The organism is Corallococcus sp. AB018 (assembly GCF_003986945.1).
Lineage (GTDB): Bacteria > Myxococcota > Myxococcia > Myxococcales > Myxococcaceae > Corallococcus > Corallococcus exiguus.
On record NZ_RAWR01000132.1, the window covers coordinates 1 to 21870 of the forward strand.

Here is a 21870-nt window from a genome sequence, read left to right on the forward strand (position 1 = left end):
AAGCTTGCCGGTGGGCGGGGGGGTCCGCATCCCTCAAGAGACAAGGAGGCGTGAAGATGGCGGACAAGAGGCTCTGGATCCTGGTGGCCAACGCGAGTCGCGCCCGGCTCTTCGCCACGGATGCGAAGGCGGAGAAGTGGGACCTCATCGAGCAGTTCCAGCATGACGAGAGCCGCACCAAGCCCGTCGAGCTGTTCAACCAGGCGGACAACCCCAACGCGGGCACGCTGCACGGCCCGGTGCCGGAGAACGACCCGAACGGCCGCAGGGAGCTGGAGCACGAGCGCTTCGCCCGGGAGCTGTCCGGGCGCCTGGACAAGGGGGTGGACTCGCACGCGTTCGACCAGGTGGTCATCGCGGCGCCTCCGGCCTTCCTGGGCATGCTCCGGGGGCTGCTCAGCACGCGCGTGAGGCAGCGGGTGCGGCTGGACCTGGACGCGGACTACTCCAGCCTGCCCGCGAGGGACCTGCCTGACCGGGTGCCGGTGCTGTAGGCGGCCAGCCGGACAGGGGGTTCGGGGCCCGGGTTCTGGTATAGGAATCCGGGTCCTCTCCTTCGCGCCGGCGTGCCATGCCTTCTTTCATCCTGCCGTCCCTGACGCTGCGTGGGCGGCTGCTGCTGTACATGACCCTGGTGTCGTGCGTGCCGCTCCTGGCGCTGACCGGCATGCAGGACAAGCTGATGCGCCAGCAGACGGAGGCGCAGATAGACACCTCCCTGCGCATGGAGGCGGAAGGGTTCAAGGACCTGCTGGAGTCCACCCTGGCGGAGCGCGAGGCGAGCGCCCACAGCTGGGCGGAGGATCCGGTCCTGCGCCAGGCGCTGCGCACGAAGGACCCCACCGCGAGCGACGCGATGCTGTCGCTCCTGCAGCGGCGCTACCTCACCCTCAACGGCATCGTGCTCTTCAGCGACGACGGCGCGGCGGTCTCCGCCAGCACGCCCGCGCTGCGCGAGGCCTACGCCGGGAGCGCGGAAGCGGTGCGCAAGGCGCCGTGGTTCCAGAAGGCGCAGGCCGGCACCACCACCGCCGAGGGCGTGGAAGCCGAAGACCCCATCTACAGCGTGCACGTGCTGCCGCTGGCGGTGCCGGTGATGGACGAGCGAGGTCAGCGGCTGGGCGTGCTGCTCGCCGCGTTCGACTGGGGACAGGTGGGAGAACTGGTGAAGCCCGCGCTCAACCGCGCCCAGCACCGCGGCCACGCCACCTTTTCGCTGGAGGTCCGGGGCGCGGACGGCCGGACGCTGTTCGACACGCGCCAGGGAGAGCACGACGACTCGGGCCGCGTGGGGGTGGTCGCGGTGAACGGCTCGGAGGTGCGCGACGTGGGGGACGGGTGGAGGTTCATCGCCCAGGTGGACCCCGCGGAGGCCTACGCGCCCCTCAACGGGATGCGCCGGCTGGTGCTGGGGCTGGCCGCCCTCTTCGTGGCGTCGGTGGGCCTGGGCTCGTGGGTGCTGGCGCGCGGCATCACCCGGCCGCTGCGCGCGCTCGGTGAGGTGGTCCGCCGCGTGGTGAAGGAGGGCGACCTCACGCAGGAGATGGAGGTGACGGCGGGGCGGGACGAGGTGGGCGAGCTCACGCAGGCCTTCGCGCAGATGATGAAGAACCTGCGCGAGACGGCGACCAGCCTCCAGGAGGGCACGCACGTCCTCAGCGAGACCGTGGCGGAGCTGAACCTCGCCTCCGAGGTCCAGGAGCGCAACGTGGCCCGCCAGGCCGCCGCGCTCCAGGAGACGCAGGTGACGGCGCAGGAAATCAAGCAGACGTCGCTCCTGGCCGCGGAGAAGGCGGAGACGGTGCTGGGCGTGGCGTCGCGCGCGGAGGAGGTGGGCCGCGCGGGCGAGGTCGCCATCCGCGACAGCCTGGGTGGCTTCCAGGGGCTGCACGAGCAGTCAGGTGAGATGGCCATGCGCATCGTGCAGCTCAACGAGCGCACGCAGCAGATTGGCGGCATCACCCAGACGGTGAAGGACCTGGCGGACCAGTCCAACATGCTCGCGCTCAACGCGGCCATCGAGGCGGTGCGCTCCGGCGAGCACGGCAAGGGCTTCAGCGTGGTGGCGCGCGAAATCCGCAACCTGGCGGACCAGTCCATCCAGGCCACGGAGAAGGTGCGCGACATCCTGGGGGACCTGGGCCACGCCATCATCTCCACGGCGAAGATGACGGAGCAGAGCCACTCCAGCGTCGCGGAAGGGCTGGAGCAGGTGCGCACCAGCGGCGAGCACCTGAAGGAGCTGGCCACCATCGTCCAGGACAACGCCGCGGCGGCGCGGCAGATCGCCGGAGCGGTGAACCAGCAGAACGCGGGCATCGCGCAGATTTTCAGCGCGGTCACGGACCTGTCCTCCATGATGACGGAGACGCAGACCAGCCTGAGGTCCACCACCGGCGCGGCGAAGCGGCTGCAGGAAGTCGCCAGCCAGATGGAAGGCGTCGCGCGCGCCTACCGCATCTGAAACAGGAGTCACCGTGTCCGCCGTGAAGGCCGTGTTGCTGGACCTGGGCAACGTGCTGGTGTTCCACGACAACTCGCTGCTCTTCGCGAGGCTCGCGGCGCGGGCGGGGTTGGAGCCGCAGGAGGCCGCGAGGCGGCTCACCGGCGCGGGCTGGACGGCGGCGAACCGGGGCCTGCTGGACGCGGAGGGCATCCGCCAGGACGTCTGCGGCGCGCTGGGCGTGGACCTGCCCATGGAGGAGTTCGCGCCCCTGTGGAGCAGCCACTTCAAGGTGCACGACGCGGTGCTGCCGCGAGTGGAGGGGCTGGCGGGCCGCGTGAAGTTGGTGCTGGTGTCCAACACCAACGCGCTGCACGTGGCCTACCTGAAGCCGCTCTTGCCCGTGCTCCAGCGCTTCGACGCGCTGGTGATGAGCTGCGAGGTCGGGCACGTGAAGCCGGAGCCGGCCATCTACCAGCTCGCGCTCCAGAAGGCGGGCTGCGCGCCGCAAGAGGCCGCCTTCTTCGACGACCTGCCGGAGTTCGTGGACGCGGCCCGCGCGCTGGGACTGCGCGGGTACGTCTTCACGGATGCCCCTGCGTTCGACGCGCAGCTGAAGTCGCTGGGGCTGTGAGCTACCGGTAGCGCGCGAGCGGCGGCTCGCCGTGGGCGGCCTCCGTCCACTTGAGCATCGCGGGCAGGCCCAGCACCGCGTCGCGGTACGCGGCGGTCTCCGGGCGGAACGGGATGCCGTAGGTGACGAAGCGGGTGATGACGGGCGCGAAGAACGCGTCCGCGATGGAGAAGGCGCCGAAGAGGAAGGGCCCGCCCTTGCCATAGCGCTCGCGGCAGCCCGCCCACAGCGCCTGGACGCGCGCGATGTCCGCGTGCACGCCCGGCGCGTCCACCCCCGGCACCGTCTTGCGAGCGGTGAGGTCCATGGGGAGGTTCGTGCGCAGCGCCTGGAAGCCCGAGTGCATCTCCGACGTCACCGACCGCGCCATCGCGCGCATCGCGCTGTCCGCGGGCCACAGCTTCGCTTCCGGGAAGGCCTCCGCCAGGTACTCGCAGATGGACAGTGAATCCCACACCACCGTGTCGCCGTGCTTGAGCACCGGCACCCGGCCGCTGGGCGAATGCAGCGCGATGAGTGCCGCCGTCTCCGGCGTGTCCAGCGGCACCAGCACCTCCCGGAACGGCTGGCCGGTGTGGGCCAGGGCCAGGTAGGGGCGCAGCGACCACGAGGAGTAGTTCTTGGAACCAACAACCAGGGTGAGCTCGGACATGGCGCGGCACCATACCGCCGCGCGTCCGGCAGTCAGCTTCAACCGTCCGCGCGCGCGCGCTTACGGCCCAGCAGTGAACGCACGCGCGACATGAGCGCCCGCTCGCCGCGGCCCTCCACCGGCGAGTCGATGCGGAACACCGCCACCGGCAGCCGGATGTTCTTCAATTCGTTGCGGCCCAGCTTCACCGGAGGCGCCTTCAGCCGTCCCTCCAGCTGCGCGGCCACCGTCTCACTGACGTAGACGGTGCCCGGACGCGCCAGGGACTCGATGCGGGCCGCCAGGTTGACGCCCTCGCCGAAGATGTCGCCGTCGCGGTGCACCACCATGCCCAGGTGCGCGCCCGCGCGGACGGACATCCGACGCTCGGTGGGGACGGCGCGGTTGCGAGCATCCACGGCGTCGCGCCACTCCAGCGCGAAGGCCACCGCGGGCGGGCCCGACTCGAACTCCAGGAGGAAGCCGCCCTCCTCCATCCGCTTCACCTCGCGGCCACCGTGCCGCGCGAGCAGCCCGCGCACCAGTTGGCCCTGCTCTTCATGCAGCGCTTGTTGTAGCGACTCATCCCGCCAGCGTTGACCTGCAGGGGCCTCCATGTCCGTGAACATGATGGCCGACATCGTCCGGGGCTCCGGGGCCTCCACCACCATCGTGCATCCTCCCTCCCCCCGGCGTGAGACAACCGAGATGCTACCGCACGTCGGGCGCCGACTCCCAACCACCCCGGGAAGGCGCCCGGACGGAGACGTTCCGGGGAACGCAACCGTGCGAAGACAGAGGCGGATTCAAGTCCGCATCCCCAAGGTAGCGACTTCCTGACGCGACGCACCAATCACCCGGGAGGTTCTGGACCAGGGTTGTCCTGCACCCGACGCGTCGCGGTGGGAGACGTCCAGTGCGAGTCAGGTGACGGGGGCGCGCAACGTCCGCGCCGGTCACGGAGGGCCCGCGGGCCATGATCCACTCAGACGAGAAGGTCCGGCAGATGGCGCGCTCGCTGTTGCCGTCGAAGAACCGGGAGGCCGCGCGCACCGCGCGCAAGCACATCCACCGCGCGGCCCGCAAGGAGGCCCGTCAGGAGCTGGCGGTGTGGATGAAGTCCGGGGACATGGAGCACGACCTGCCGCCCTTCGCGCCGTGGGAGCGCAAGGAGATCAGCGGGGAAGTGCGGTGGCGGCGCGGCGGCGACAAGGTGATGCCGTTCATCCGCTGGGCCACCGCTCGCACGCGTGAACTGCGCAGGGAGGATCGCCTGAGCCACGTGCGGAGCCTGCTGCCCCCGGGCGTCATCGGCGAGCACGCGCTCGGCCACGTGGAGCACACGACCGCGTTCCGAGACCCTACCGAAGTCGAGTGGCGCGTTCTCCAATGGTCGCGCTCCGGACGCAAGGTGCACCGGATGGAGCGGGGGGAGATGGCCCAACTGCTGCGCGCGCTCCTCGCGGCGCCGGATGGCCACGCCACCTTCAACCGCTTCCTGCGCGAGCGACACACGTGGACACGGACCGTGAACGCCCAGGTCCCCGAGAACCGCAAGCTCGCGACGCTGCTGAAGCACCGCCCGCTGCTTGGCGTGCATGACGTGCTCCCCTTCCTGGACACGCTGGAACCCGCTGCGTGGGATCCGTACTTCAGGTGGGGCACCCTGACACCGCCGTTGCACTGGGCGCGCCTGTTCCTCCAGCGCTTCAAGGAACACCGCGGCTGCATCCCCTCCGTGCTGGCCGCGCTGGAAGCCGAAGGACTGATGGAGCGTGCCGTCCCACCAGCACATCCACGAGAGTCCCCCGCGCGATGATCCACTCGGACGAGAAGGTCCGGCAGATGGCGCGCTCGCTGCTGCCGTCCACGGCCCGGCGACAGGCGCGCAAGGAGCGGACGGTCACGAACCGCGCCGCCCGCCGCGAAGCCCGGCTGGCAATCGTGGCGTGGCTCCGCACCGGCGACCTGGACGCGGACGAGCCCGCGGAGGTCCCCTGGCGCAAGCACGAGATCGAGTTGATGGTGCTGGACCGGCGGAGGGCGGACAAGGTGAACCCCTTCGTCCGCTGGGCCGCCGCCCGCGTGCGCCGCATGCTCCATGATGCCCGCGAGGGCTACGTGCGCGGCATCCTGCCCAAGGGCGTCATCGGTAGGCACGCGTGGTCCCACCTGGAGCACACGCCCGCGTTCGAAGACCCCGTGAAGCGCGAAGCACGCGCGCATCACTGGAAGCACCGGGAGCAGTTGGCCCGCAAGCGGGAACGCGATGAGGTGGCCTCGCTGCTGCGTGAGATCCTCGCCGCACCGGACGGCCACGCCACCTTCAACCAGTACCTGCGCGAGCACGCCACCTGGCGGCGCTCACCGTCCCCCAAGAAGGGATGGATTCCACGCACGCCCCCACTGCCTCACCGTCCGCTGCGCGGCTTGCACGACGTGAATGCCTTCGTGGACTCCCTCAAGCTTGATGGCCGGAGCGCGTACTGCTTCTCCGCGGAGACGATGGACGCGCCGGTGCGCTGGGTGCGCATCTTCCTGGAACGGTCCAAGGCGAACCTGGGAGACATCCCGGCCACGCTGGCCGCGCTGCGGGCGGAGGGATGGATGTCCCCCCGCCCCCTCGGGCAGCCCTGCTTCAGCGAGCCGGAGCCGCGGACGCCGCCTGCGCGCCCTTCAGCTCATTGACGACGCGGGTGGCACCGTAGACGTGCTCCAGCGCGGCCATGATGCCGTCGCCGTGCACCGCCACCGCGCGGTTCGTCTCCGGCACGTAGAGGTAGCGGCCTCCCAGCGACGGGAGGTTGCCGTCGAAGATGAGCCCCACCACCTGCCCGTCCCGGTTCACCACCGGAGAGCCGGAGTTGCCGCCGATGATGTCGTGGGTCGTCGCCATGTCCAGCGGCGTCGCGTCCGGCACCTTCCCCTTCGCCTTCACCCACGGCGCCGGCAGCTTGAAGGGCTCCTTGCCCGTGTCGCGCCCGTAAGCACCCCCGAACGTGGTCAGCGCCGGCACGGCCTTGCCGTTGTCCTCCCAGCCCTTCACCTGCCCGTAGTTGAGCCGCAGCGTGAACGTCGCGTCCGGAGCGCCCGCCGTGCCGTTCACCAGCAGGTACGCCTTCGCCAGCCGCTCGCCGTTGCGCTTGAGCACCGCCTCCACCGTGTCCTCGTAGCGCTTGCGCGACGCGCGCGTCTCCGCGTCCACCTTGCGCGCCAGGACGATCATCGGATCCTTCGACGCGTCCACCGCCGCCTTGCCGCCCTCCAGCAGCGCCTTGCGCACCTTCACGTCGCCCAGCTTGGAGCCCTTCACCAGCGCCTTCGCCAGGTCCGCCGGGGCCTCCTTCTCCAGCACCAGGCGCACGAACGGATCATCCGCGCCCAGCGTCTCGCGCAGCTTGTTGAAGCCGAACGTCAGCGTCAGCGTCTCCAGCTCCGCCGGGATGGGTGCCTCCCGCAGCAGCCGCTGCTTCAGCGCCGGCAGCTGGCCGTCGGTGTACTCGCGCAGGCGCTCCGCGTTGGCCTTGGGCAGCTCATCCGCCGCGCGCACCAGCGCCTGGGCGTAGGAGAACAGGTCGGAGCGGAACGCATCCCCCGCGCCCTTCATGCGGTGGTCGTTCGTCATCCGGCGCCACGCGTCCAGCGCCTGCGCCGTCTCGTCCCACATGCCCTGCGTCAGCGCCTTGGCCTGGGGGTTCGCGTCGATGCGCTTGCGCAGCTCCGCCTCCTCCTGCCGCTTGCGCGCGAGGACCGCGGGGTCCGCCAGCGTCTCCTGCCGGCCCTTCAGCGCCTTCAGTCCGTTCTCCACGCCGCGCAGGCTGGAGCGCGCCACGCGGAAGCGCTCCGGCGACGCGCTGGTGAACTCGCGCAGCGCGCCCCGCATCTCCGACAGCTGGAGCAGCGTCTGGGGCAGCGCCACGTCGCGCTGGAACTCCAGCTCCGCCACCGTGCTCTTGCGCTCCGTGCCGCCCGGGTGGCCGGAGACGAAGACGAGGTCCCCCTCCTTCGCGCCCTCCTTGGCCCACGGCAGGTAGTCCGGGCTCTTGGCCGGCGCGTCGTCCTGCCACACGCGCACGAAGGACACGTCGTAGCCGTAGCGAGGGAAGTTGAAGTTGTCCGCGTCCCCGCCGAACGCCGCCATGGAGAACTCCGGCGCGAAAACGAGCCGCACGTCCTGGAAGCGGCGGTACTTGTAGAGCTGGTACTTGCCGCCGTTGTAGAGCGTGACCACGTCACACCGCACGTCCGCGCCGGTGGTGCACGCGGCCTCCACCGCGGCCATCTCCTTCTTGAGCGCGGTGTTGAAGGCGGCGCCGGTCAGGCTCTTCGTCGCCGCGTTCATCCGCTCGGTGACGTCCGTCATCTCCACCAGCTGGTTGGCTTCGACCTTGGGACAGCGCCGCTCCTCCTTCGCCGTCTTCGCCTGGAAGCCCTTCGCCAGCAGGTCGTCCTTCGCGGTCGTCAGCTCTTCGATACAGCTGCGCACGCAGTGGTGGTTCGTCATCACCAGGCCGTCCGGCGACACGAAGCTGGCGGAGCAACCACCCGCGAGCCGCACGGAGCCCAGGCGCACCTTGTCCAGCCACGCCTGGGTCGGCTCGAAGCCGTAGGCCTTCTTCACCTGCGCGGCGGGAAAGGCATCGTAGGTCCACATGCCCTCTTCCGCCGCGGCGGGGAGGGACGACAGCAGGCCAAGCGCGAGCAGTCTGCGGTACACGGGGAGTCTTCCTTCGTGGGTAGGGGAAACGGGCGACCGTTTTGTCAATGCGTCCAGGCGCGCGTCAACCCCGTGGGACGCCGGGTATTCCAAGCCCATCCGGGGAGCGTGGGGTATGCTGGGCGACCCATGTCCGTGAAGCACCACGTCTACCTCGTCCCTGGTTTCTTCGGCTTCACCAACCTGGGCGAGCTCCTCTACTTCGGCCACGCGTACGAGTTCCTGAAACAGGACCTCGCCCGCCGGGGAATCGACGCGGAGGTGGTGACGATCGTCTCGCACCCCACTGCCTCCATCCGCCAGCGCACCGCGGACCTGCTCAAGGCCGTGAGCGAGACAGCCTCCGGGGACGACGGCCCCATCCACCTGGTGGGCCACTCCACCGGCGGACTGGACGCCCGGCTGTTCGTCTCCCCTGGCGCGCAGGTGTCGGACGCGCTGGAGCTGGAGCCCTTCGCACGCCGCGTGCGCTCCGTGGTGACGCTGTCCGCGCCCCACGCGGGCACGCCCCTGGCCACGTTCTTCCTGGGCCTCTTCGGCCAGCAGCTCCTGAAGCTGTTGTCGCTGTTCACCATGTACGTGCTGCGCTTTGGCCGGCTGCCCCTGAGCGTGGTGTTCCGCTTCGGGCACCTGATGGCGCGGGCGGATGATCAGCTGGGGTGGAAGGCCACGCTGCTGGACCAGCTCTTCGACCAGCTGTTGGGCGACTTCTCCAGCGAGCGGCGCGACGCGGTGACGAAGTTCCTGTGGGACGTGGGCCGTGACACGTCGCTCATCCCCCAGCTCACGCCGGAGGGCATCGACCTGTTCAACGGCGGCACGCATGACCGGCCCGGCGTGCGCTACGGCTCCGTGGTGACGCAGGCCCGGCCGCCGTCCCTGCGCACGCGGCTGGCCGCGGGCCTGGACCCGTACGCGCAGCTCACGCACACCATCTACGCGTTCGTGTACGGCAAGACGCAGAAGATGCCGCTCACGCAGCTGCCCCTGCACACGCCCGCGCAGACAGCGGCGCTGGTGCAAGCCTACGGCGCCATGCCCGGCCCCACCGCGTGTGACGGCATCGTGCCCACGCGCTCACAGGTGTACGGCCGCGTGCTGGCGGCGGTGCGCGCGGACCACCTGGATGCCATTGGCCACTTCGACCAGCCGGCGCACCAGCCCCCGCACGTGGACTGGCTCATCTCCGGCTCCGGCTTCCGCCGCCCCCAGTTCGAGGCGATGTGGAAGACCATTGGCGACTTCCTCATGGAAGAGGAAGCGCCGCGCTAGCTTCTTCGCCTCGCTTCACCGCCCTGGAGCCGCGCCATGAAGACCCTTCGCTTGTGGTCCGCCTGTCTCACGCTCACCGCCTGCGCCAGCACGAACACCGCCTCGCGCACATCCCCGGAGGCCGCGCCCGGCGTGAAGCTCTACGCCATCCACTGCGGCCGCGTGGAGCTTGGCGACTCCGGCTTCATGGCGGACGACGGTTCGATGAAGGGCGTGCCCGCCGAGACCGTCGTTCCGTGCTACCTGATCCGCCATCCGAAGGGAGACCTGCTCTGGGACAGCGGCCTCTCCGAGAGCATCGCGGACATGCCGGACGGCATGCGTCCGCAGGGCCAGCCCGTGCACTTCGAGGTGAAGAAGAAGCTCACCACCTCGCTCGGCGAATTGGGACTGGCACCGGCCGACATCGAGTTCGTGTCGTTCTCCCACCTGCACTTCGACCACGCAGGCAACGCCAACCTGTTCGCGGGCTCGACATGGCTCGTGGATGCGGAGGAGCGCGACGGCGCCTTCTCCGAACAGGCCCACCGGCGCGGGGAGGTCCCCCACTACAGCGCCCTGGAGCAGGCGAAGACCGTGCGCATCGAAGGTGATGCCGCCTACGACGTGTTCGGCGACGGCACCGTCTCCATCCACCAGGCGCCCGGGCACACGCCCGGCCATACCGTGCTGCTGGTGAAGACGGCGAAGTCCGGCGCCGTCCTGCTCACCGGCGACCTGTGGCCGCTGCGCGAGTCCCGCGAGCGGCAGCTGGTGCCAGTCTACAACGCCAGCCGCGAACAGACGCTGGAGTCCATGAAGCGCGTGGAGGCGCTGGCGAAGGACACCCACGCACGGGTCATCCGCGAGCACGTGCCCGAGGACTTCGCCGCGCTGCCCGCGTTCCCCGCGCCGCTGGAGTAGGCCCTACCCGCGCTTGAACACAGCCAGGAAGCGCGATTCGGCGACGCACTGGCCGTCGGTGCCCAGGAGGCGCACGGGAATCCACGCCTCCGCCTTGTCGCCCGTCGCGCGCAGCTCCGACGCGAGCTTCTGAAGCAGCTCATCCCCCGGCTCACATACCGCGCTCACCGCCGTCTTCGCCTTCGCGTGGAAGGCGACCTCCATGCGGTTGACCAGCATCTTGTATTGGCCAGGCGGGAAGCGGCGGAAGAGCATCACGCCCATCGTCAGCTCCATCACCGTCACCTGGGCGCCCAGGTACACGCTGCCCACGTGGTTCTTCGTCTTGCGGTTCAGCGGCACCGTCGCCTTCACGCGCGCGTCCGTCACCTCGTCCACGCGGTAGCCCATGGCCGCCGCCAACGGGACGATGTTCTTCACCGCCAACGTCGTCAGCGCGTTCGCCGCGCCCGGCGACACCTGCCGCACCTTCTCCACCATCTCCAACGCGAACATCCGGTCCTCCACCCTTCCCTGCTGACGTCCCGCGCGCATCCTAGCCACCCGGCGCTTCCGGCATAGAGTCCGCGGACCTATGGGTGATAGCGCGGACGTGGTCGTCATCGGCGCGGGCGTCGCGGGACTCACCGCGGCCCGGGACATCGCTCGCACCGGCGCCACCGTCGCCGTGCTGGAGGCACGAGACCGCGTGGGCGGACGCACCCTCACCCGCGAGCTGGGTGGAGGGCTCGTGGACATGGGCGGCCAGTGGGTGGGCCCCAAGCAGCGCCACGTGCTCAAGCTCGCGGACGGCCTGGGCCTCCAGCGCTTCCCCCAGCACCACCAGGGCACCAAGGTGCTGGAGCTGCGCGGCGAGCGCCGCACGTACCAGGGCAAGGTCCCGTCCCTGCCCCTCCTGTCGCTGTTGGATTTGCAGCGCATCGTCTGGAAGCTGGATGGACTGGCGAAGCGCGTCCCCCGGGAGCAGCCCTCCGCCGCGCCGAAGGCCGCCGAGTGGGACGCCCTCACCCTGGAGGACTGGAAGCAGCGCCACGTGCCCACCTGGGGCGCCCGCGCCGCGCTGGACATCGCCACCCGCGCGGTGTTCGCGGCGGAGCCTTCCGAGTTGTCCTTCCTGCACTTCCTCTCCTACGTGCACTCCAACGGCGGCCTCATGCCGCTCACCGAAATCGAGGGCGGCGCCCAGGCGGAGCGCTTCGTGGACGGCGCGCAATCCCTCTCACGACGGCTGGCGGAAGGACTGCCCGAGGGCCGCGTCGTCCTCTCCGCGCCCGTGAAGGCCCTGCTCCAGGACGCTCGCGGCGTCACCGCCACCACGGAGGATGGCCGGACCTTCCGCGCTCGCTACGCGGTGGTGGCCACTCCGCCCGCGCTCGCGGAGCGCATCGACTTTGGCGCGGACCTGCCGCCGGGCCGCCGCCGCGCGCACGCGGACATCCCCATGGGCAGCGTCATCAAGGTCGTGGCCACCTACGCCGCGCCCTTCTGGCGCGAAGCGGGCCTGTCCGGCGAGGCCGTCAGCGACGCGGGCCCGGTGCGCCTGTGCTTCGATGACTGCGGTCCCCACGGCCACCACCCCGCGCTCGTGGGCTTCTTCCTGGGCGACACCGCCCGCGCGTGGACCGGGCGCCCCGAGGAGGACCTCCACCGCGCGGCGCTCGCGGACTTCGCGCGCTTCTTCGGCCCCCAGGCCCTGTCGCCCGTGGCCATCGCCGCGCTGGACTGGAAGCAGGAGGCGTTCAGCACCGGCTGCTACGTGGGCCTGCCCCGCCCCGGCACCCTCACCGCCATTGGCGACGCGCTTCGGGCGCCATTTGGCCGCGTGCACTGGGCGGGCACCGAGACGGCCATCGAAGGCTGTGGCTACCTGGACGGCGCGGTGGAGTCTGGCGAGCGTGCCGCCACGGAGGTCGCCGCCCGGCTGACCGCCCCCGACGCGGGCTGATCCACGACGCCCGGCCGGCCGCCCGCCCTTCGGGCCAGCCGGGCAGCCAGGCGAAATATGCCGCGCCATGGCCAAGGGCACGGCCCATCCCCACCCTGTGGGAAGCGCCGAGACGTCATGCCGACGGCCTGCCGCGCGCACCCCACCAGCGAGGGACCAGGACCATGTACACGACCAGCCACGTGAACCTTCCCCAGGACGCGCGCGAAGAGCTCATCGACATGCTCAACACGCTGCTCGCCAACGCCATCGACCTGCACTGGCAGGTGAAGCAGGCCCACTGGAACATCCGCGGCACGCACTTCTACAGCCGCCACCTGCTCTTCGACGAAGTGGCCAAGCACGCGCGCAAGCACGCGGACTCCTACGCCGAGCGCGCGGGCGCACTGGGAGGCTACGCCCAGGGCACCATCCGCCTGGCCACCAACAACAGCCAGCTGCCCGAGTACGACCTCCAGGCCGTGGACGGCGAGGCCCACATCCGCGCGCTGGTCGAGCGCGTGGGCCGCTACGCCGCCAGCCTCCGCGACGGCATCAACAAGTCCGACGAGGCGAACGACCCCGTCACCGCGGACATCCTCACCCAGACCCTGGGCGAGACCGAGGAGGACCTCTGGTTCCTGGAGAGCCACCTCAACGGCGACGCGCGCGCGGGCGCCACCCTGCCTCCCAAGGGCGGCAACCGCCGGGGCCGTCAGGCCGAGGACATCAGCCAGGCCTCCACCTGACGCCTGACGCCACTCGCATCCGCCTCCCTGGCAGGTTCTCCTGCGCGGGGAAGGCGGGGAGCGTATAGAACGCGTCCCCGGATTCCAGGAGGACGCGTCCCATGGCGGCAGGGCTTCCCGAAGACCGTCTCGACGGCAAGGTGTGCCTCATCACCGGGGCTACCGGTGGCATTGGCCAGGAGACGGCCAAGGCGCTGGCGCGGCGGGGGGCCACGCTGGTGCTCTCCGGCAGGGATGAGGCCCGCACGGCGGCCACGGTCGCCGCGGTGCGCGAGGCCGCTCCCGGAGCGCGGGTGGAGACGCTGCTCGCGGACCTGTCCTCCCTCCAGTCCGTGCGCGACCTGGCGAAGGCGTTCCGCGACCGCCACCCGCGGCTGGACGTGCTCATCAACAACGCGGGCCTCATCATCGACCGGCGGCAGGTGACGGTGGACGGCTACGAGGCCACGTTCGCCACGAACCACCTGTCCCACTTCCTCCTCACCCACCTGCTGCGAGACCTGCTGGTGGCGAGCGGCCCCGCGCGCATCATCAACGTGTCCTCGGAAGGACACCGGCTGGCGTACTCGGACTTCCTGGACGACCCGCAGACGGAGAAGCGTCGCTACGACGGCATCCGCGTCTATGGCAACGCCAAGCTCAGCAACATCCTCTTCTCGCGTGGGCTGACGAAGCGGCTGGCCGGCACGCAGGTGACCGCGAACGCACTGCACCCCGGCGCGGTGCGCACGGGCTTCGGGCACAACAGCCAGGGCTTCTTCAAGCACCTCATCAAGCTGGCCTCGCCCTTCATGCTCTCCCCCGAAAAGGGCGCGAGGACGTCCATCTACCTGGCGTCGTCGCCGGAGGTGGCGGGCGTCAGCGGCGAATACTTCATCAAATGCCGCAAGGCGAAGCCGTCGTCCGCCGCCCGGGACGAAGCGCTCGCGGAGCGGCTCTGGCAGGTGAGCGAACAGCTCACGGGAGTGAAGGCATGATCGACCTGTACACGTTCAAGACCCCCAACGGCCGCAAGATCTCCATCGCCCTGGAAGAGCTGGGCATCCCCTACAAGACGCACGCGGTGGACATCTCCAAGGGCGAGCAGTTCAAGCCCGAGTTCCTGGCCATCAATCCCAACAACAAGATTCCGGCCATCGTGGACCACGACGCGCCGGGTGGACGGCCGTTCGCCCTCTTCGAGTCCGGCGCCATCCTGCTGTACCTGGCGGAGAAGACGGGCGCGCTGATGCCAGCGGATCCGCGCGGCAAGGCGGAAGTGACGCAGTGGCTGATGTTCCAGATGAGCGGCCTGGGGCCCACCCTCGGCCAGCTCAACCACTTCGGGCGCTACGCCTCCGCGAAGATTCCCTACGCCATCGACCGCTTCGAGGCCGAGGCGAAGCGCGTCCTGGGCGTGGTGGAGCAGCAGCTGTCGTCGCGGGACTACCTGGCCACCACGTACTCCATCGCGGACATCGCCACGTACCCGTGGCTGAAGGGCTCGCGGGACTTCTTCCCGGAGTTCTTCAACAACCTGCCCAACATCCTCCAGTACCTGCACCGCGTGGGCAGCCGTCCCGCGGTCCAGCGGGGCATGCAGATTCCCTGACGTCTGTTGTTTCCATCCATGGCCTCGCTCGAACAGCTCGTCTTCGACAACAGCTACGCCCGCCTGCCCCCTGGGTTCGCCGCCCGGGTGGCCCCCGCGCCCTTCCCGGACGCGTACGTGGTGAGCGTGAACCCGGCGGCCCTGCGGCTCTTGGGATTGGACGCGGAGGAGGTCGCGCGCCCGGAGTTCGCGCGCGTGTTCGGAGGGGCCACGCCGCTGCCCGGCATGGAGCCCCTGGCCATGGTGTACGCGGGGCACCAGTTCGGCGTGTACGTGCCGCGCCTGGGAGACGGCCGCGCGCTGCTCCTGGGCGAGGCGCGCGGCCCGGACGGCGACAGATGGGACCTGCAGCTGAAGGGCGGCGGGCCCACGCCCTTCTCGCGCGGCGGTGACGGACGCGCGGTGCTGCGCTCCACCGTGCGCGAGTACCTGGCCGGAGAAGCCCTGCACGCGCTGGGCATCCCCACCACGCGGGCCCTGTGCATCCTGGGCAGCCGCACGCCGGTTTACCGCGAGGAGGTGGAGACCGGCGCCATGCTGGTGCGCCTGGCCCCGTCGCACGTGCGCTTCGGCACCTTCGAGTTCTTCCACCACACCGAGCAGCCCGGCCACGTGGCCACGCTCGCGGACCACGTCATCACCGCGCACTTCCCGCACCTCGCGGGCCAGGAGGGCCGCTACGCGCGCTTCTTCGCGGAGGTGGTGGAGCGCACCGCGGAGCTGGTGGCGCGCTGGCAGGCGGTGGGCTTCGCGCACGGCGTGATGAACACCGACAACATGTCCATCCTGGGGCTCACGCTGGACTACGGCCCCTATGGGTTCCTGGACGACTTCGACCCCGGCTTCGTCTGCAACCACTCCGACCACCAGGGCCGCTACGCGTTCGACCAGCAGCCGCGCGTCGCGCTGTGGAACCTGGCCTGCCTGGGCGAGGCGCTGCTCACGCTCATCACCGAGGACGAGGCGCGCGCCACGCTGACGCTCTTCCAGCCCACGTTCGCGCGGCACTTCCTGACGCGCATGCGAGAGAAGCTGGGCCTGACGGGGGCCCGCGACGAGGACCGCTCGCTCCTGGAGGACCTGTTCTCGCTGATGGCCGGCTCGCACGTGGACTACACGCGCTTCTTCCGCGCGCTGAACCGGTTCGACTCCAGCCCGGGTGCTCGCAACGACGCGCTTCGCGACCACTTCCTGCCGCCGGAGGGCTTCGACGGGTGGGCCGAGCGCTACCGGGCGCGGCTGGAGTCGGAAGGGAGCGTGGACGGCGAACGCCACGCGCGCCTGGACCGCGTCAACCCGAAGTACGTGCTGCGCAACTGGGTGGCGCAGCAGGCCATCGCCCGGGCACAGGAAGGGGACTTCGCGGAGGTGGACCGCGTGCTCGCGCTGGTGGCCGCGCCCTTCGACGAACACCCCGGTCATGAGGCCTACGCGGCCTCGCCTCCGACGTGGGGACGGCACCTGGTGGTGAGCTGCAGTTCGTGACGCGAGGGCACAACGGGACGCCGGGCAGGCGGGCAGGCGCCCGCGGACGGGAATCCCGCGCGCGCGGTGCCTAGCTTGGAAGGCATGATCGAACCTGCCGCTCCGCCCCGCATCGTGTTCCGAGCCCTGGGTCCTGGCCTCGTCGGCGCCGCCGCGCTCACGCTGGTGCACGAGAGCGCCCGGCGCGTGTTGAAGCACCCGCCGCGCATGGACGTGCTGGGCATGCGCTCCCTGGAGAAGGGCGTCCGCTTCTTCGGTGGCGAGCCCGCGAAGGGACGCCAGCTGCATCGCCAGACCTTGGCGGGCGACATCCTGTCCAACGGCCTCTTCTTCTCGCTCGTGGCCCTGGGACGTCCCAAGCGGCCGTACCTTCGCGGCGCCACGCTGGGCCTGCTCGCCGGCCTGGGAGCGGTGGTGCTCCCGCCGAAGCTGGGGTTGGGCCGCAAGCCGTCCCAGGCCCGCCCGTCCACGTCGCTGCTCACCGTGGCCTGGTACACGTTGGGAGGACTGGCCGCGGCGCGCGCCACACGGAAGCTGGTGGCGCGCCGTCAGCCGGAGCCGCCCCTGGGCCGGCCCCTGCATTAGCTCCAGCCGGGCGGTGACTGGAATGCGTTGCACGCGGTGGACTACAACGTCCCCGCGATGCATCACATCGACATCCCTTCCGGCGCGATGAACGAGTTCGACCTGCCACCCATCTGCATCGTCACGGGTGAGCGGCAGGGAGTGGTCTTCAAGCCGGTGGGGTTCTCCTGGTATCCGCGCTGGATTGGCTTCCTCGCCCTCCTCAACCTGCTCATCGCCATCATCGTCGCGGCCGCGATGACGAAGCGGGCGAATGGCACCCTTCCCTTCACGGAAGAGGCCTGGAGCCGGTGGAAGCGCGGGCAGGTCATCATGGGCGTGTCGGTGGTGGCCGGCATCGCGCTGCTCATCCTGGCGTTCTCCCTGCTGGCATCCGACGCGCCCGAGTGGCAGGGCCTGGTCGCGCTGGCGTCGAGCGTGGCCCTCCCCGTGCTCGCATGGGTCTTCTTCCTGCGCGCCCGGGGTCCCCAGGTGCGGCGCATCGACCCGGACAACATCTCGCTCTCCATCCCCAACGGTCCCGCGGCGTATGCCATCACGGGCCACTTCCTGGCCGGGCTGCCTTCCCCGGTACTGGATGACGGGGAGAGACTGGACGCGAACGGCGCTCCGGATCGCGCCGCCTGCGCGCGGCACGACGACATCGTCGCGAACCAGGTGTGCACCCGTTGCGGCGTGTTCATGTGCCCGCGCTGTGAGCGCCGCGTCCGCAGGGAGTCGCCGCCGATGTGCCCGGGCTGCTGGGAGCTGCGGGGCCGCACCATCGCCGTGCAGGCGAAGGCCCCCGGCATCACCCTGGCGAACTCAGGCCTGTTCGTGGGCGTCATCTCGGTGATTCCCATCTGCTACGTGGTCCAGGTCGTATCGCTGGTGCTCAACACCGTGAGCCTGGTGCGCAACCGGCATCCCGACTCGCCCCGCATCCACCGGAAGAAGGCCATCGCCGGGCTCGCGCTCACCGGCATCGGGCTGTTGCTGACGCTCGGAATGTGGCTGTACTCCGGGGGCGGGTAGGCGCTCGGCGCCCCCCAAGGTTGGCGAGTGAAACCCCCTGGCACGGGGGCACTTGCCGGGGACGGAACGGCGACCCCAGCCTGAAGGTCCATGGCCACCGACTTCACCCGCCTGCCCCTGCGCGGCGCTCAGGATGCGTTGCACGTCGTCGTCGAGTCGCCCCGCGGTTCGACGGTGAAACTGAAATACGACTCGAAGCTCCAGGCCTTCACGCTGTCCCGGCCGCTGACGCGCGGCTTCCGTTACCCATTCGACTGGGGCTTCATCCCCAGCACGAAGGGCCCGGACGGAGACCCGCTGGACGCGCTGGTGTACTGGGACGTGCCCACCTGGCCCGGCGTGGTGCTGCCCTGCCGGCCCCTGGGCGTGCTCCTGGTGGACCAGAAGCCGAAGGGCGCGACGAACGGCGAGCGCGAGCGCAATGACCGCCTGCTGCTCGTCCCGGTGAACGCCACCCGCTCGGACGACCTCAATTCCTATCAGGACCTGTCCAAGCGCGAGCGCGAGGAGCTGGAGCACTTCTTCCTCGCGGTGGTGCACTTCGCGGACAAGGACGCGCGCATCCTCGGTTGGGAGGGCCCGGACGCCGCGGAGCGCATGGTTCAACAATACGCCCTCAAGGAGGACTGACCCGCCATGCCGCCTCCCACTCCCATCCGGGGCCTGGGCCCCGACACCGCGCTGGGCGACGCCGCCCGCCGCATCCTCGCCGGCCGGCTCGCCGACGTGCGCCACCCCGAATCCCAGCTGGACGACGAGCTGGGCGAGGACGGCGTGCACGACATGCGCGTGGCCACCCGCCGCCTGCGCGCCGCGCTCCAGGTGTTCCAGGCCACCGGCAAGCTCACCCGGCTGGAGGCGGACGTGAAGCGCCTCCAGGACGCGCTGGGCGACGTGAGAGATTTGCACGTCCAGGACAAGTGGCTGGACACCGCCGCGAAGGGCAAGAAGGACGCGAGCAAGGCGCTGGCCGGCCTGCGCGAGTCCCACCTGTCCGGCCTGAAGTCCCGGGAGAAGAAGCTGCGCGCGGAGCTGGAGCGCTGGACGGACCGCACCGTGCCGCGCCTCCTGAAGAAGGTGGACACGCTGGAGGACGCCCACCGCTTCGCCGGCAAGCGCGTGCGAAGCCACCTGCGCCAGCGCCTGCGCCGTGTGGAGAAGCGCCTGGAGCGCTACGCGGACGCGCCGGACGCGGCCTCCGCGCACGCCCTGCGCAAGGATTTGAAGAAGCTGCGCTACGAGCTGGAGATCTTCCAGCCCGCCTTCCGCCGCACCGTGGGCGCGCTGCTGGAGGTCCTGGTGCCGCTCCAGGACGGCCTGGGCGAGCTGCACGACGCGGACGTGCGCCTGGAGCTCTTTGAACGCGCCGCCGCGGAGGCCCCGCCCGGCCAGCGCAAGGCCGCGCGCAAGCTGCTGCCCCAGGCCCGCGACGAGCGCGCGGAGCGGTCCGCCGAAATCGCCCGCGAGGTGCAGCGCTGGAACGCGGAGGCCATCCCCAAGAGGCTGCGCAAGGCGTTGACCTGACGCCCCCCGGTACAATCATCCTCTCAGGCCGTTCCGCGAGCCCCTCGGGCTGTCCTCATCCCGAGGGGGCTGTCCTCCACTTCGTGGACGTGGGCTACCTCGCCGAGCCTGGCACGCCCTGACCGCCAGGGGGTGCTCGTCGTGTGGCCTTGTTGTTGTTCGCCTGCCGCGCTGTTTCCGCCGCGGCCTGGACGATGGCGCCGCCCGACGCCGCGGCGGCACCGGTCAGCGCCGCGTTCGTTCCCTCCGCCGGCTTCGGCTCACAGACGCAGCCGGCGGAGTTCATGATGATGACCACCGCGCTCAGCTTCATGTCGATCTGCTCGCAGAGCTGCCGGCACTCCGTGGCACGCTCCATGGGCAGCGCGAACGATGTCGCCCTCGCCGTCGCACAGCCCGCGAGGGGAAACACCAGGGACAGCGCCAGGAACAGGGTCAGACGGGTCGTCTTCATGGGTGAAGCCTGACACACCATGACAGAGCCGTCTTCCTGGTTGTTTCTGATAGACCCTGGGAGCCATCTTCATCCCGAGGAGTCTGTCCTTGCACCCGAATCCCTCTCGTCTCCTGGCCCTCGTGGCCGGGAGCGCGTTGTTTGTCATTCCCTCGCCACATCCTGCCCACGCGGCCGACACCTGCGGCCCCGGGGACCTGTACGAGGACGTACAGCCCGCGTTCACCGCCGCGGGGTTCGACCAACTCCAGCAGGTGACGCTCACCCCGCAGCGGACGCTGCGGTCGGTCAACCCGTTCTGGACGCCCACGTCGGTGGACTCCATCGTGTTCCCGTCGGACCAGAACGTCACCATCAGCTTCGTGTACGAAAGCGCCGGCGCGAGCCACGCGCTGGGCTACCTGTACGTGAGCGACCTGCAGGCGCGCGGCTACGTCAACGCCCAGGGCGACCTGGTGGATGGCAATGGCAACGGCGTCGCGGACCTGCACGAGGACCTCTACAACCTGGCCCCGCCCTCCGGTGCCCAGGCCCGCCCGTACATCGGCGTGAGCCCCCGCTGTTCCCAGACCTTCACGTCCCGTGGCTTCACCTACCGCCAGCCGGACCTGGCGCTCAACTCGAACTGCGCTTCGGCCTTCCTCACCAACCGGGACATGACGGACGCCCGTCCCGGCCGCACCTCCTCCGCCTACGACATCATCGTCGACGTCGTCGGGAGCACCCAGCTGGGAGCGGCCGGCACCAGCTACTCGGACAACGGTCTCTTCACGCGAATCCCCAACCTGCTGGAGCCCGCCCACGCGTCCAACAACAACATGGGCATCGGCCACCTGGCCTTCCTCCTGGCTGACGATGACTCCGACAGGGAGACCTACCAGGGGCTGGGCGCCGTCGCTGACGCGACGGAGGTGAACGACGGCGTCCCCGACTACGACGTCTCCGCGTATGACGGCCATGGCCGTCCGAGGGCCTTCAACCCGGATCCCGGCATCACGACCTACGATCGCACGGTGGACCTGGGCGTCATCCCGGGCGGACAGGAGGTGGTCTTCTTCCTCGTCTCCGCCTTCGAGCCGATCCACAACACGGACGCGGGCATGGTCCATCCCTGCCTGCGCAGGGATGCCGACCTCAAATGCACGCTGCACCTGAGGACGCCCATCAACGTGTTCTTCTCCAAGGCGAAGTGGAACCTGGATCAGGACTTCATGGGCCAGAACCCCGTCGTGTCCCGGAACATGGGTTGTGATTACGACGAGGCCTGCAACCGGACCAACCCGAACTCGTCTCCGCGCGCCTGCACCCTGGCCGGTACCAGCCAGAAGTTGTGCGGGTGGTTGGATTCCGGGACCCGGACCCGCATGGGAACGTTGCCCTACGGCAACACGACCCTGCCCATGGCCGCCACCACCGTCGCCGCGCCGGGCAACCTCGTCATGCCCCACGCCGTGCTGGGCAACGTGGGCCCCGCGTCCGACCGGTGGCTCCTGGCCTTCGAGGACCTCCCGGGTGGAGGCGACCGGGACTTCAACGACGTCGTCTTCATGCTGCGCAACTGGGCGCCCACGGCCGGCCGCGTGCGCTCCACCGTGCTGAGCCCCGCGGCCCCCAGCTGCGCCATCCAACAGGTGTACATCCACAAGGACGACGCCCAGGACCCCACCTGCGCCCCTCCTGTCGCCATCAACTACGCGGTGGCCACCGACTGCCGCTTGTGCCTCGCCGGCACGTGCATTCCCAATCCCACGCCCACCTGGCATCCGGTGACGTTCGACTGGAACCGGGACGCCGTGCTCGACGTGTCCGGCACTCCCGGCCATCAGCTCTGCTGGAAGGCGGACCTGACCGCCGGGAGCGGTCCGTGCCAGGCCACCATCAACAACGTGGACATCGGCTACGAGTCCGGACCCGTCAATCCCTGACAGCCAGGGATTGGCCACC

22 protein-coding genes are annotated in these 21870 nt (G+C 70.2%); 17 read left to right on the forward strand and 5 right to left on the reverse strand.

Going from position 1 to position 21870, the window contains the following annotated elements; genetic code table 11:
- The first annotated feature begins 56 nt into the window (after positions 1-56).
- The 3 genes from D7Y11_RS25770 to D7Y11_RS25780 all read left to right on the forward strand — a co-directional run bounded on the left by D7Y11_RS25770 (position 57) and on the right by D7Y11_RS25780 (position 3077).
- On the forward strand, positions 57-494 hold the full coding sequence (locus tag D7Y11_RS25770) for a host attachment protein (protein WP_121752117.1): 438 nt from the start codon (positions 57-59) through the stop codon (positions 492-494).
- A gap of 77 nt (positions 495-571) precedes the next feature.
- Entirely contained in the window at positions 572-2464 is a 1893-nt protein-coding gene (locus D7Y11_RS25775) for a methyl-accepting chemotaxis protein (protein WP_126935028.1), read from the forward strand.
- 13 nt (positions 2465-2477) lie between these two features.
- A complete protein-coding gene (locus D7Y11_RS25780; RefSeq protein WP_126935029.1) occupies positions 2478-3077 on the forward strand; it encodes an HAD family phosphatase in 600 nt (199 codons plus the stop codon).
- A gap of 1 nt (position 3078) precedes the next feature.
- On the opposite strand, the gene D7Y11_RS25785 is transcribed toward D7Y11_RS25780, so the two are convergent.
- On the reverse strand, positions 3079-3729 hold the full coding sequence (locus D7Y11_RS25785) for a glutathione S-transferase family protein (protein ID WP_120578148.1): 651 nt from the start codon (positions 3727-3729) through the stop codon (positions 3079-3081).
- Between the two features lie 38 nt (positions 3730-3767).
- The gene (locus D7Y11_RS25790) at positions 3768-4379 is read right to left on the reverse strand and encodes an adenylate/guanylate cyclase domain-containing protein (RefSeq protein WP_120578149.1); all 612 of its coding nucleotides are present in this window, start codon (positions 4377-4379) and stop codon (positions 3768-3770) included.
- Between the two features lie 305 nt (positions 4380-4684).
- Between D7Y11_RS25790 and D7Y11_RS25795 the strand changes: the two genes are divergently transcribed.
- Both D7Y11_RS25795 and D7Y11_RS25800 read left to right on the forward strand, forming a co-directional pair.
- A complete protein-coding gene (locus D7Y11_RS25795; RefSeq protein WP_121752113.1) occupies positions 4685-5527 on the forward strand; it encodes a hypothetical protein in 843 nt (280 codons plus the stop codon).
- Complete coding sequence (locus D7Y11_RS25800; protein ID WP_121752112.1) at positions 5524-6396, forward strand: hypothetical protein; 873 nt, start codon at positions 5524-5526, stop codon at positions 6394-6396. Before D7Y11_RS25795 ends, D7Y11_RS25800 begins: the two co-directional genes overlap by 4 nt.
- Here the strand turns inward: D7Y11_RS25800 and D7Y11_RS25805 are convergent.
- Positions 6347-8425, reverse strand: a complete 2079-nt coding sequence (locus D7Y11_RS25805) for a S46 family peptidase (RefSeq protein ID WP_120578152.1) — start codon at positions 8423-8425, stop codon at positions 6347-6349. The genes D7Y11_RS25800 and D7Y11_RS25805 overlap by 50 nt on opposite strands.
- Positions 8426-8554: 129 nt before the next feature.
- Here D7Y11_RS25805 and D7Y11_RS25810 point away from each other — a divergent pair, with 129 nt between their 5' ends.
- Together D7Y11_RS25810 and D7Y11_RS25815 are read left to right on the forward strand one after the other, a co-directional pair.
- Positions 8555-9697: a triacylglycerol lipase gene (locus tag D7Y11_RS25810; RefSeq protein WP_120578153.1), complete on the forward strand. Its 1143-nt coding sequence runs from the start codon at positions 8555-8557 to the stop codon at positions 9695-9697.
- A 36-nt stretch (positions 9698-9733) separates the two neighbouring features.
- Positions 9734-10600: an N-acyl homoserine lactonase family protein gene (locus D7Y11_RS25815; RefSeq protein WP_120578154.1), complete on the forward strand. Its 867-nt coding sequence runs from the start codon at positions 9734-9736 to the stop codon at positions 10598-10600.
- Positions 10601-10603: 3 nt separating this feature from the next.
- Here the strand turns inward: D7Y11_RS25815 and D7Y11_RS25820 are convergent, their stop codons facing one another.
- Entirely contained in the window at positions 10604-11134 is a 531-nt protein-coding gene (locus tag D7Y11_RS25820) for a DUF4442 domain-containing protein (RefSeq protein ID WP_233597142.1), read from the reverse strand.
- Positions 11135-11174: 40 nt separating this feature from the next.
- Between D7Y11_RS25820 and D7Y11_RS25825 the strand changes: the two genes are divergently transcribed.
- The 9 genes from D7Y11_RS25825 (at position 11175) to D7Y11_RS25865 (ending at position 19472) form a co-directional block, all read left to right on the forward strand.
- Positions 11175-12545 (forward strand): FAD-dependent oxidoreductase, encoded by a 1371-nt coding sequence (locus tag D7Y11_RS25825; RefSeq protein ID WP_126935030.1) that lies wholly within the window; start codon positions 11175-11177, stop codon positions 12543-12545.
- Positions 12546-12709: 164 nt separating this feature from the next.
- Positions 12710-13273 (forward strand): DNA starvation/stationary phase protection protein Dps, encoded by a 564-nt coding sequence (gene dps / locus D7Y11_RS25830; protein ID WP_120578157.1) that lies wholly within the window; start codon positions 12710-12712, stop codon positions 13271-13273.
- A gap of 101 nt (positions 13274-13374) precedes the next feature.
- Positions 13375-14250 carry an SDR family oxidoreductase gene (locus D7Y11_RS25835; protein ID WP_126935031.1) on the forward strand — a complete coding sequence of 292 codons (876 nt, stop codon included), beginning with the start codon at positions 13375-13377 and terminating at the stop codon, positions 14248-14250.
- Positions 14247-14864 (forward strand): glutathione S-transferase family protein, encoded by a 618-nt coding sequence (locus D7Y11_RS25840; protein ID WP_126935032.1) that lies wholly within the window; start codon positions 14247-14249, stop codon positions 14862-14864. Before D7Y11_RS25835 ends, D7Y11_RS25840 begins: the two co-directional genes overlap by 4 nt.
- An 18-nt stretch (positions 14865-14882) precedes the next feature.
- The gene (locus D7Y11_RS25845) at positions 14883-16349 is read left to right on the forward strand and encodes a YdiU family protein (RefSeq protein ID WP_126935033.1); all 1467 of its coding nucleotides are present in this window, start codon (positions 14883-14885) and stop codon (positions 16347-16349) included.
- Positions 16350-16433: 84 nt separating this feature from the next.
- Positions 16434-16934, forward strand: a complete 501-nt coding sequence (locus D7Y11_RS25850) for a hypothetical protein (RefSeq protein ID WP_126935034.1) — start codon at positions 16434-16436, stop codon at positions 16932-16934.
- A 36-nt stretch (positions 16935-16970) separates the two neighbouring features.
- Complete coding sequence (locus D7Y11_RS25855) at positions 16971-17948, forward strand: hypothetical protein (protein WP_126935035.1); 978 nt, start codon at positions 16971-16973, stop codon at positions 17946-17948.
- Positions 17949-18038: 90 nt separating this feature from the next.
- A complete protein-coding gene (locus tag D7Y11_RS25860; protein WP_120578163.1) occupies positions 18039-18578 on the forward strand; it encodes an inorganic diphosphatase in 540 nt (179 codons plus the stop codon).
- Between the two features lie 6 nt (positions 18579-18584).
- Entirely contained in the window at positions 18585-19472 is an 888-nt protein-coding gene (locus D7Y11_RS25865) for a CHAD domain-containing protein (RefSeq protein WP_126935036.1), read from the forward strand.
- A gap of 94 nt (positions 19473-19566) precedes the next feature.
- Here the strand turns inward: D7Y11_RS25865 and D7Y11_RS25870 are convergent, their stop codons facing one another.
- Positions 19567-19926: a hypothetical protein gene (locus tag D7Y11_RS25870; RefSeq protein ID WP_126935037.1), complete on the reverse strand. Its 360-nt coding sequence runs from the start codon at positions 19924-19926 to the stop codon at positions 19567-19569.
- An 89-nt stretch (positions 19927-20015) separates the two neighbouring features.
- Here D7Y11_RS25870 and D7Y11_RS25875 point away from each other — a divergent pair, with 89 nt between their 5' ends.
- Positions 20016-21851 (forward strand): DUF4114 domain-containing protein, encoded by a 1836-nt coding sequence (locus D7Y11_RS25875; RefSeq protein ID WP_126935038.1) that lies wholly within the window; start codon positions 20016-20018, stop codon positions 21849-21851.
- Positions 21852-21870 lie beyond the last annotated feature (19 nt).

What these genes read in the sequence shown, in the direction of transcription:
- D7Y11_RS25845 (WP_126935033.1), top strand. Translation starts at nt 14,883, where the DNA reads ATGGCCTCGCTCGAACAGCTCGTCTTCGACAACAGCTACGCCCGCCTG.
- D7Y11_RS25775 (WP_126935028.1), top strand. Translation starts at nt 572, where the DNA reads ATGCCTTCTTTCATCCTGCCGTCCCTGACGCTGCGTGGGCGGCTGCTG.
- D7Y11_RS25860 (WP_120578163.1), top strand. Translation starts at nt 18,039, where the DNA reads ATGGCCACCGACTTCACCCGCCTGCCCCTGCGCGGCGCTCAGGATGCG.
- D7Y11_RS25810 (WP_120578153.1), top strand. Translation starts at nt 8,555, where the DNA reads ATGTCCGTGAAGCACCACGTCTACCTCGTCCCTGGTTTCTTCGGCTTC.
- D7Y11_RS25790 (WP_120578149.1), bottom strand. Translation starts at nt 4,379, where the DNA reads ATGGTGGTGGAGGCCCCGGAGCCCCGGACGATGTCGGCCATCATGTTC.
- D7Y11_RS25850 (WP_126935034.1), top strand. Translation starts at nt 16,434, where the DNA reads ATGATCGAACCTGCCGCTCCGCCCCGCATCGTGTTCCGAGCCCTGGGT.
- D7Y11_RS25835 (WP_126935031.1), top strand. Translation starts at nt 13,375, where the DNA reads ATGGCGGCAGGGCTTCCCGAAGACCGTCTCGACGGCAAGGTGTGCCTC.
- D7Y11_RS25870 (WP_126935037.1), bottom strand. Translation starts at nt 19,926, where the DNA reads ATGAAGACGACCCGTCTGACCCTGTTCCTGGCGCTGTCCCTGGTGTTT.
- dps (WP_120578157.1), top strand. Translation starts at nt 12,710, where the DNA reads ATGTACACGACCAGCCACGTGAACCTTCCCCAGGACGCGCGCGAAGAG.
- D7Y11_RS25840 (WP_126935032.1), top strand. Translation starts at nt 14,247, where the DNA reads ATGATCGACCTGTACACGTTCAAGACCCCCAACGGCCGCAAGATCTCC.
- D7Y11_RS25825 (WP_126935030.1), top strand. Translation starts at nt 11,175, where the DNA reads ATGGGTGATAGCGCGGACGTGGTCGTCATCGGCGCGGGCGTCGCGGGA.
- D7Y11_RS25800 (WP_121752112.1), top strand. Translation starts at nt 5,524, where the DNA reads ATGATCCACTCGGACGAGAAGGTCCGGCAGATGGCGCGCTCGCTGCTG.
- D7Y11_RS25795 (WP_121752113.1), top strand. Translation starts at nt 4,685, where the DNA reads ATGATCCACTCAGACGAGAAGGTCCGGCAGATGGCGCGCTCGCTGTTG.
- D7Y11_RS25865 (WP_126935036.1), top strand. Translation starts at nt 18,585, where the DNA reads ATGCCGCCTCCCACTCCCATCCGGGGCCTGGGCCCCGACACCGCGCTG.
- D7Y11_RS25815 (WP_120578154.1), top strand. Translation starts at nt 9,734, where the DNA reads ATGAAGACCCTTCGCTTGTGGTCCGCCTGTCTCACGCTCACCGCCTGC.
- D7Y11_RS25785 (WP_120578148.1), bottom strand. Translation starts at nt 3,729, where the DNA reads ATGTCCGAGCTCACCCTGGTTGTTGGTTCCAAGAACTACTCCTCGTGG.
- D7Y11_RS25770 (WP_121752117.1), top strand. Translation starts at nt 57, where the DNA reads ATGGCGGACAAGAGGCTCTGGATCCTGGTGGCCAACGCGAGTCGCGCC.
- D7Y11_RS25820 (WP_233597142.1), bottom strand. Translation starts at nt 11,134, where the DNA reads ATGCGCGCGGGACGTCAGCAGGGAAGGGTGGAGGACCGGATGTTCGCG.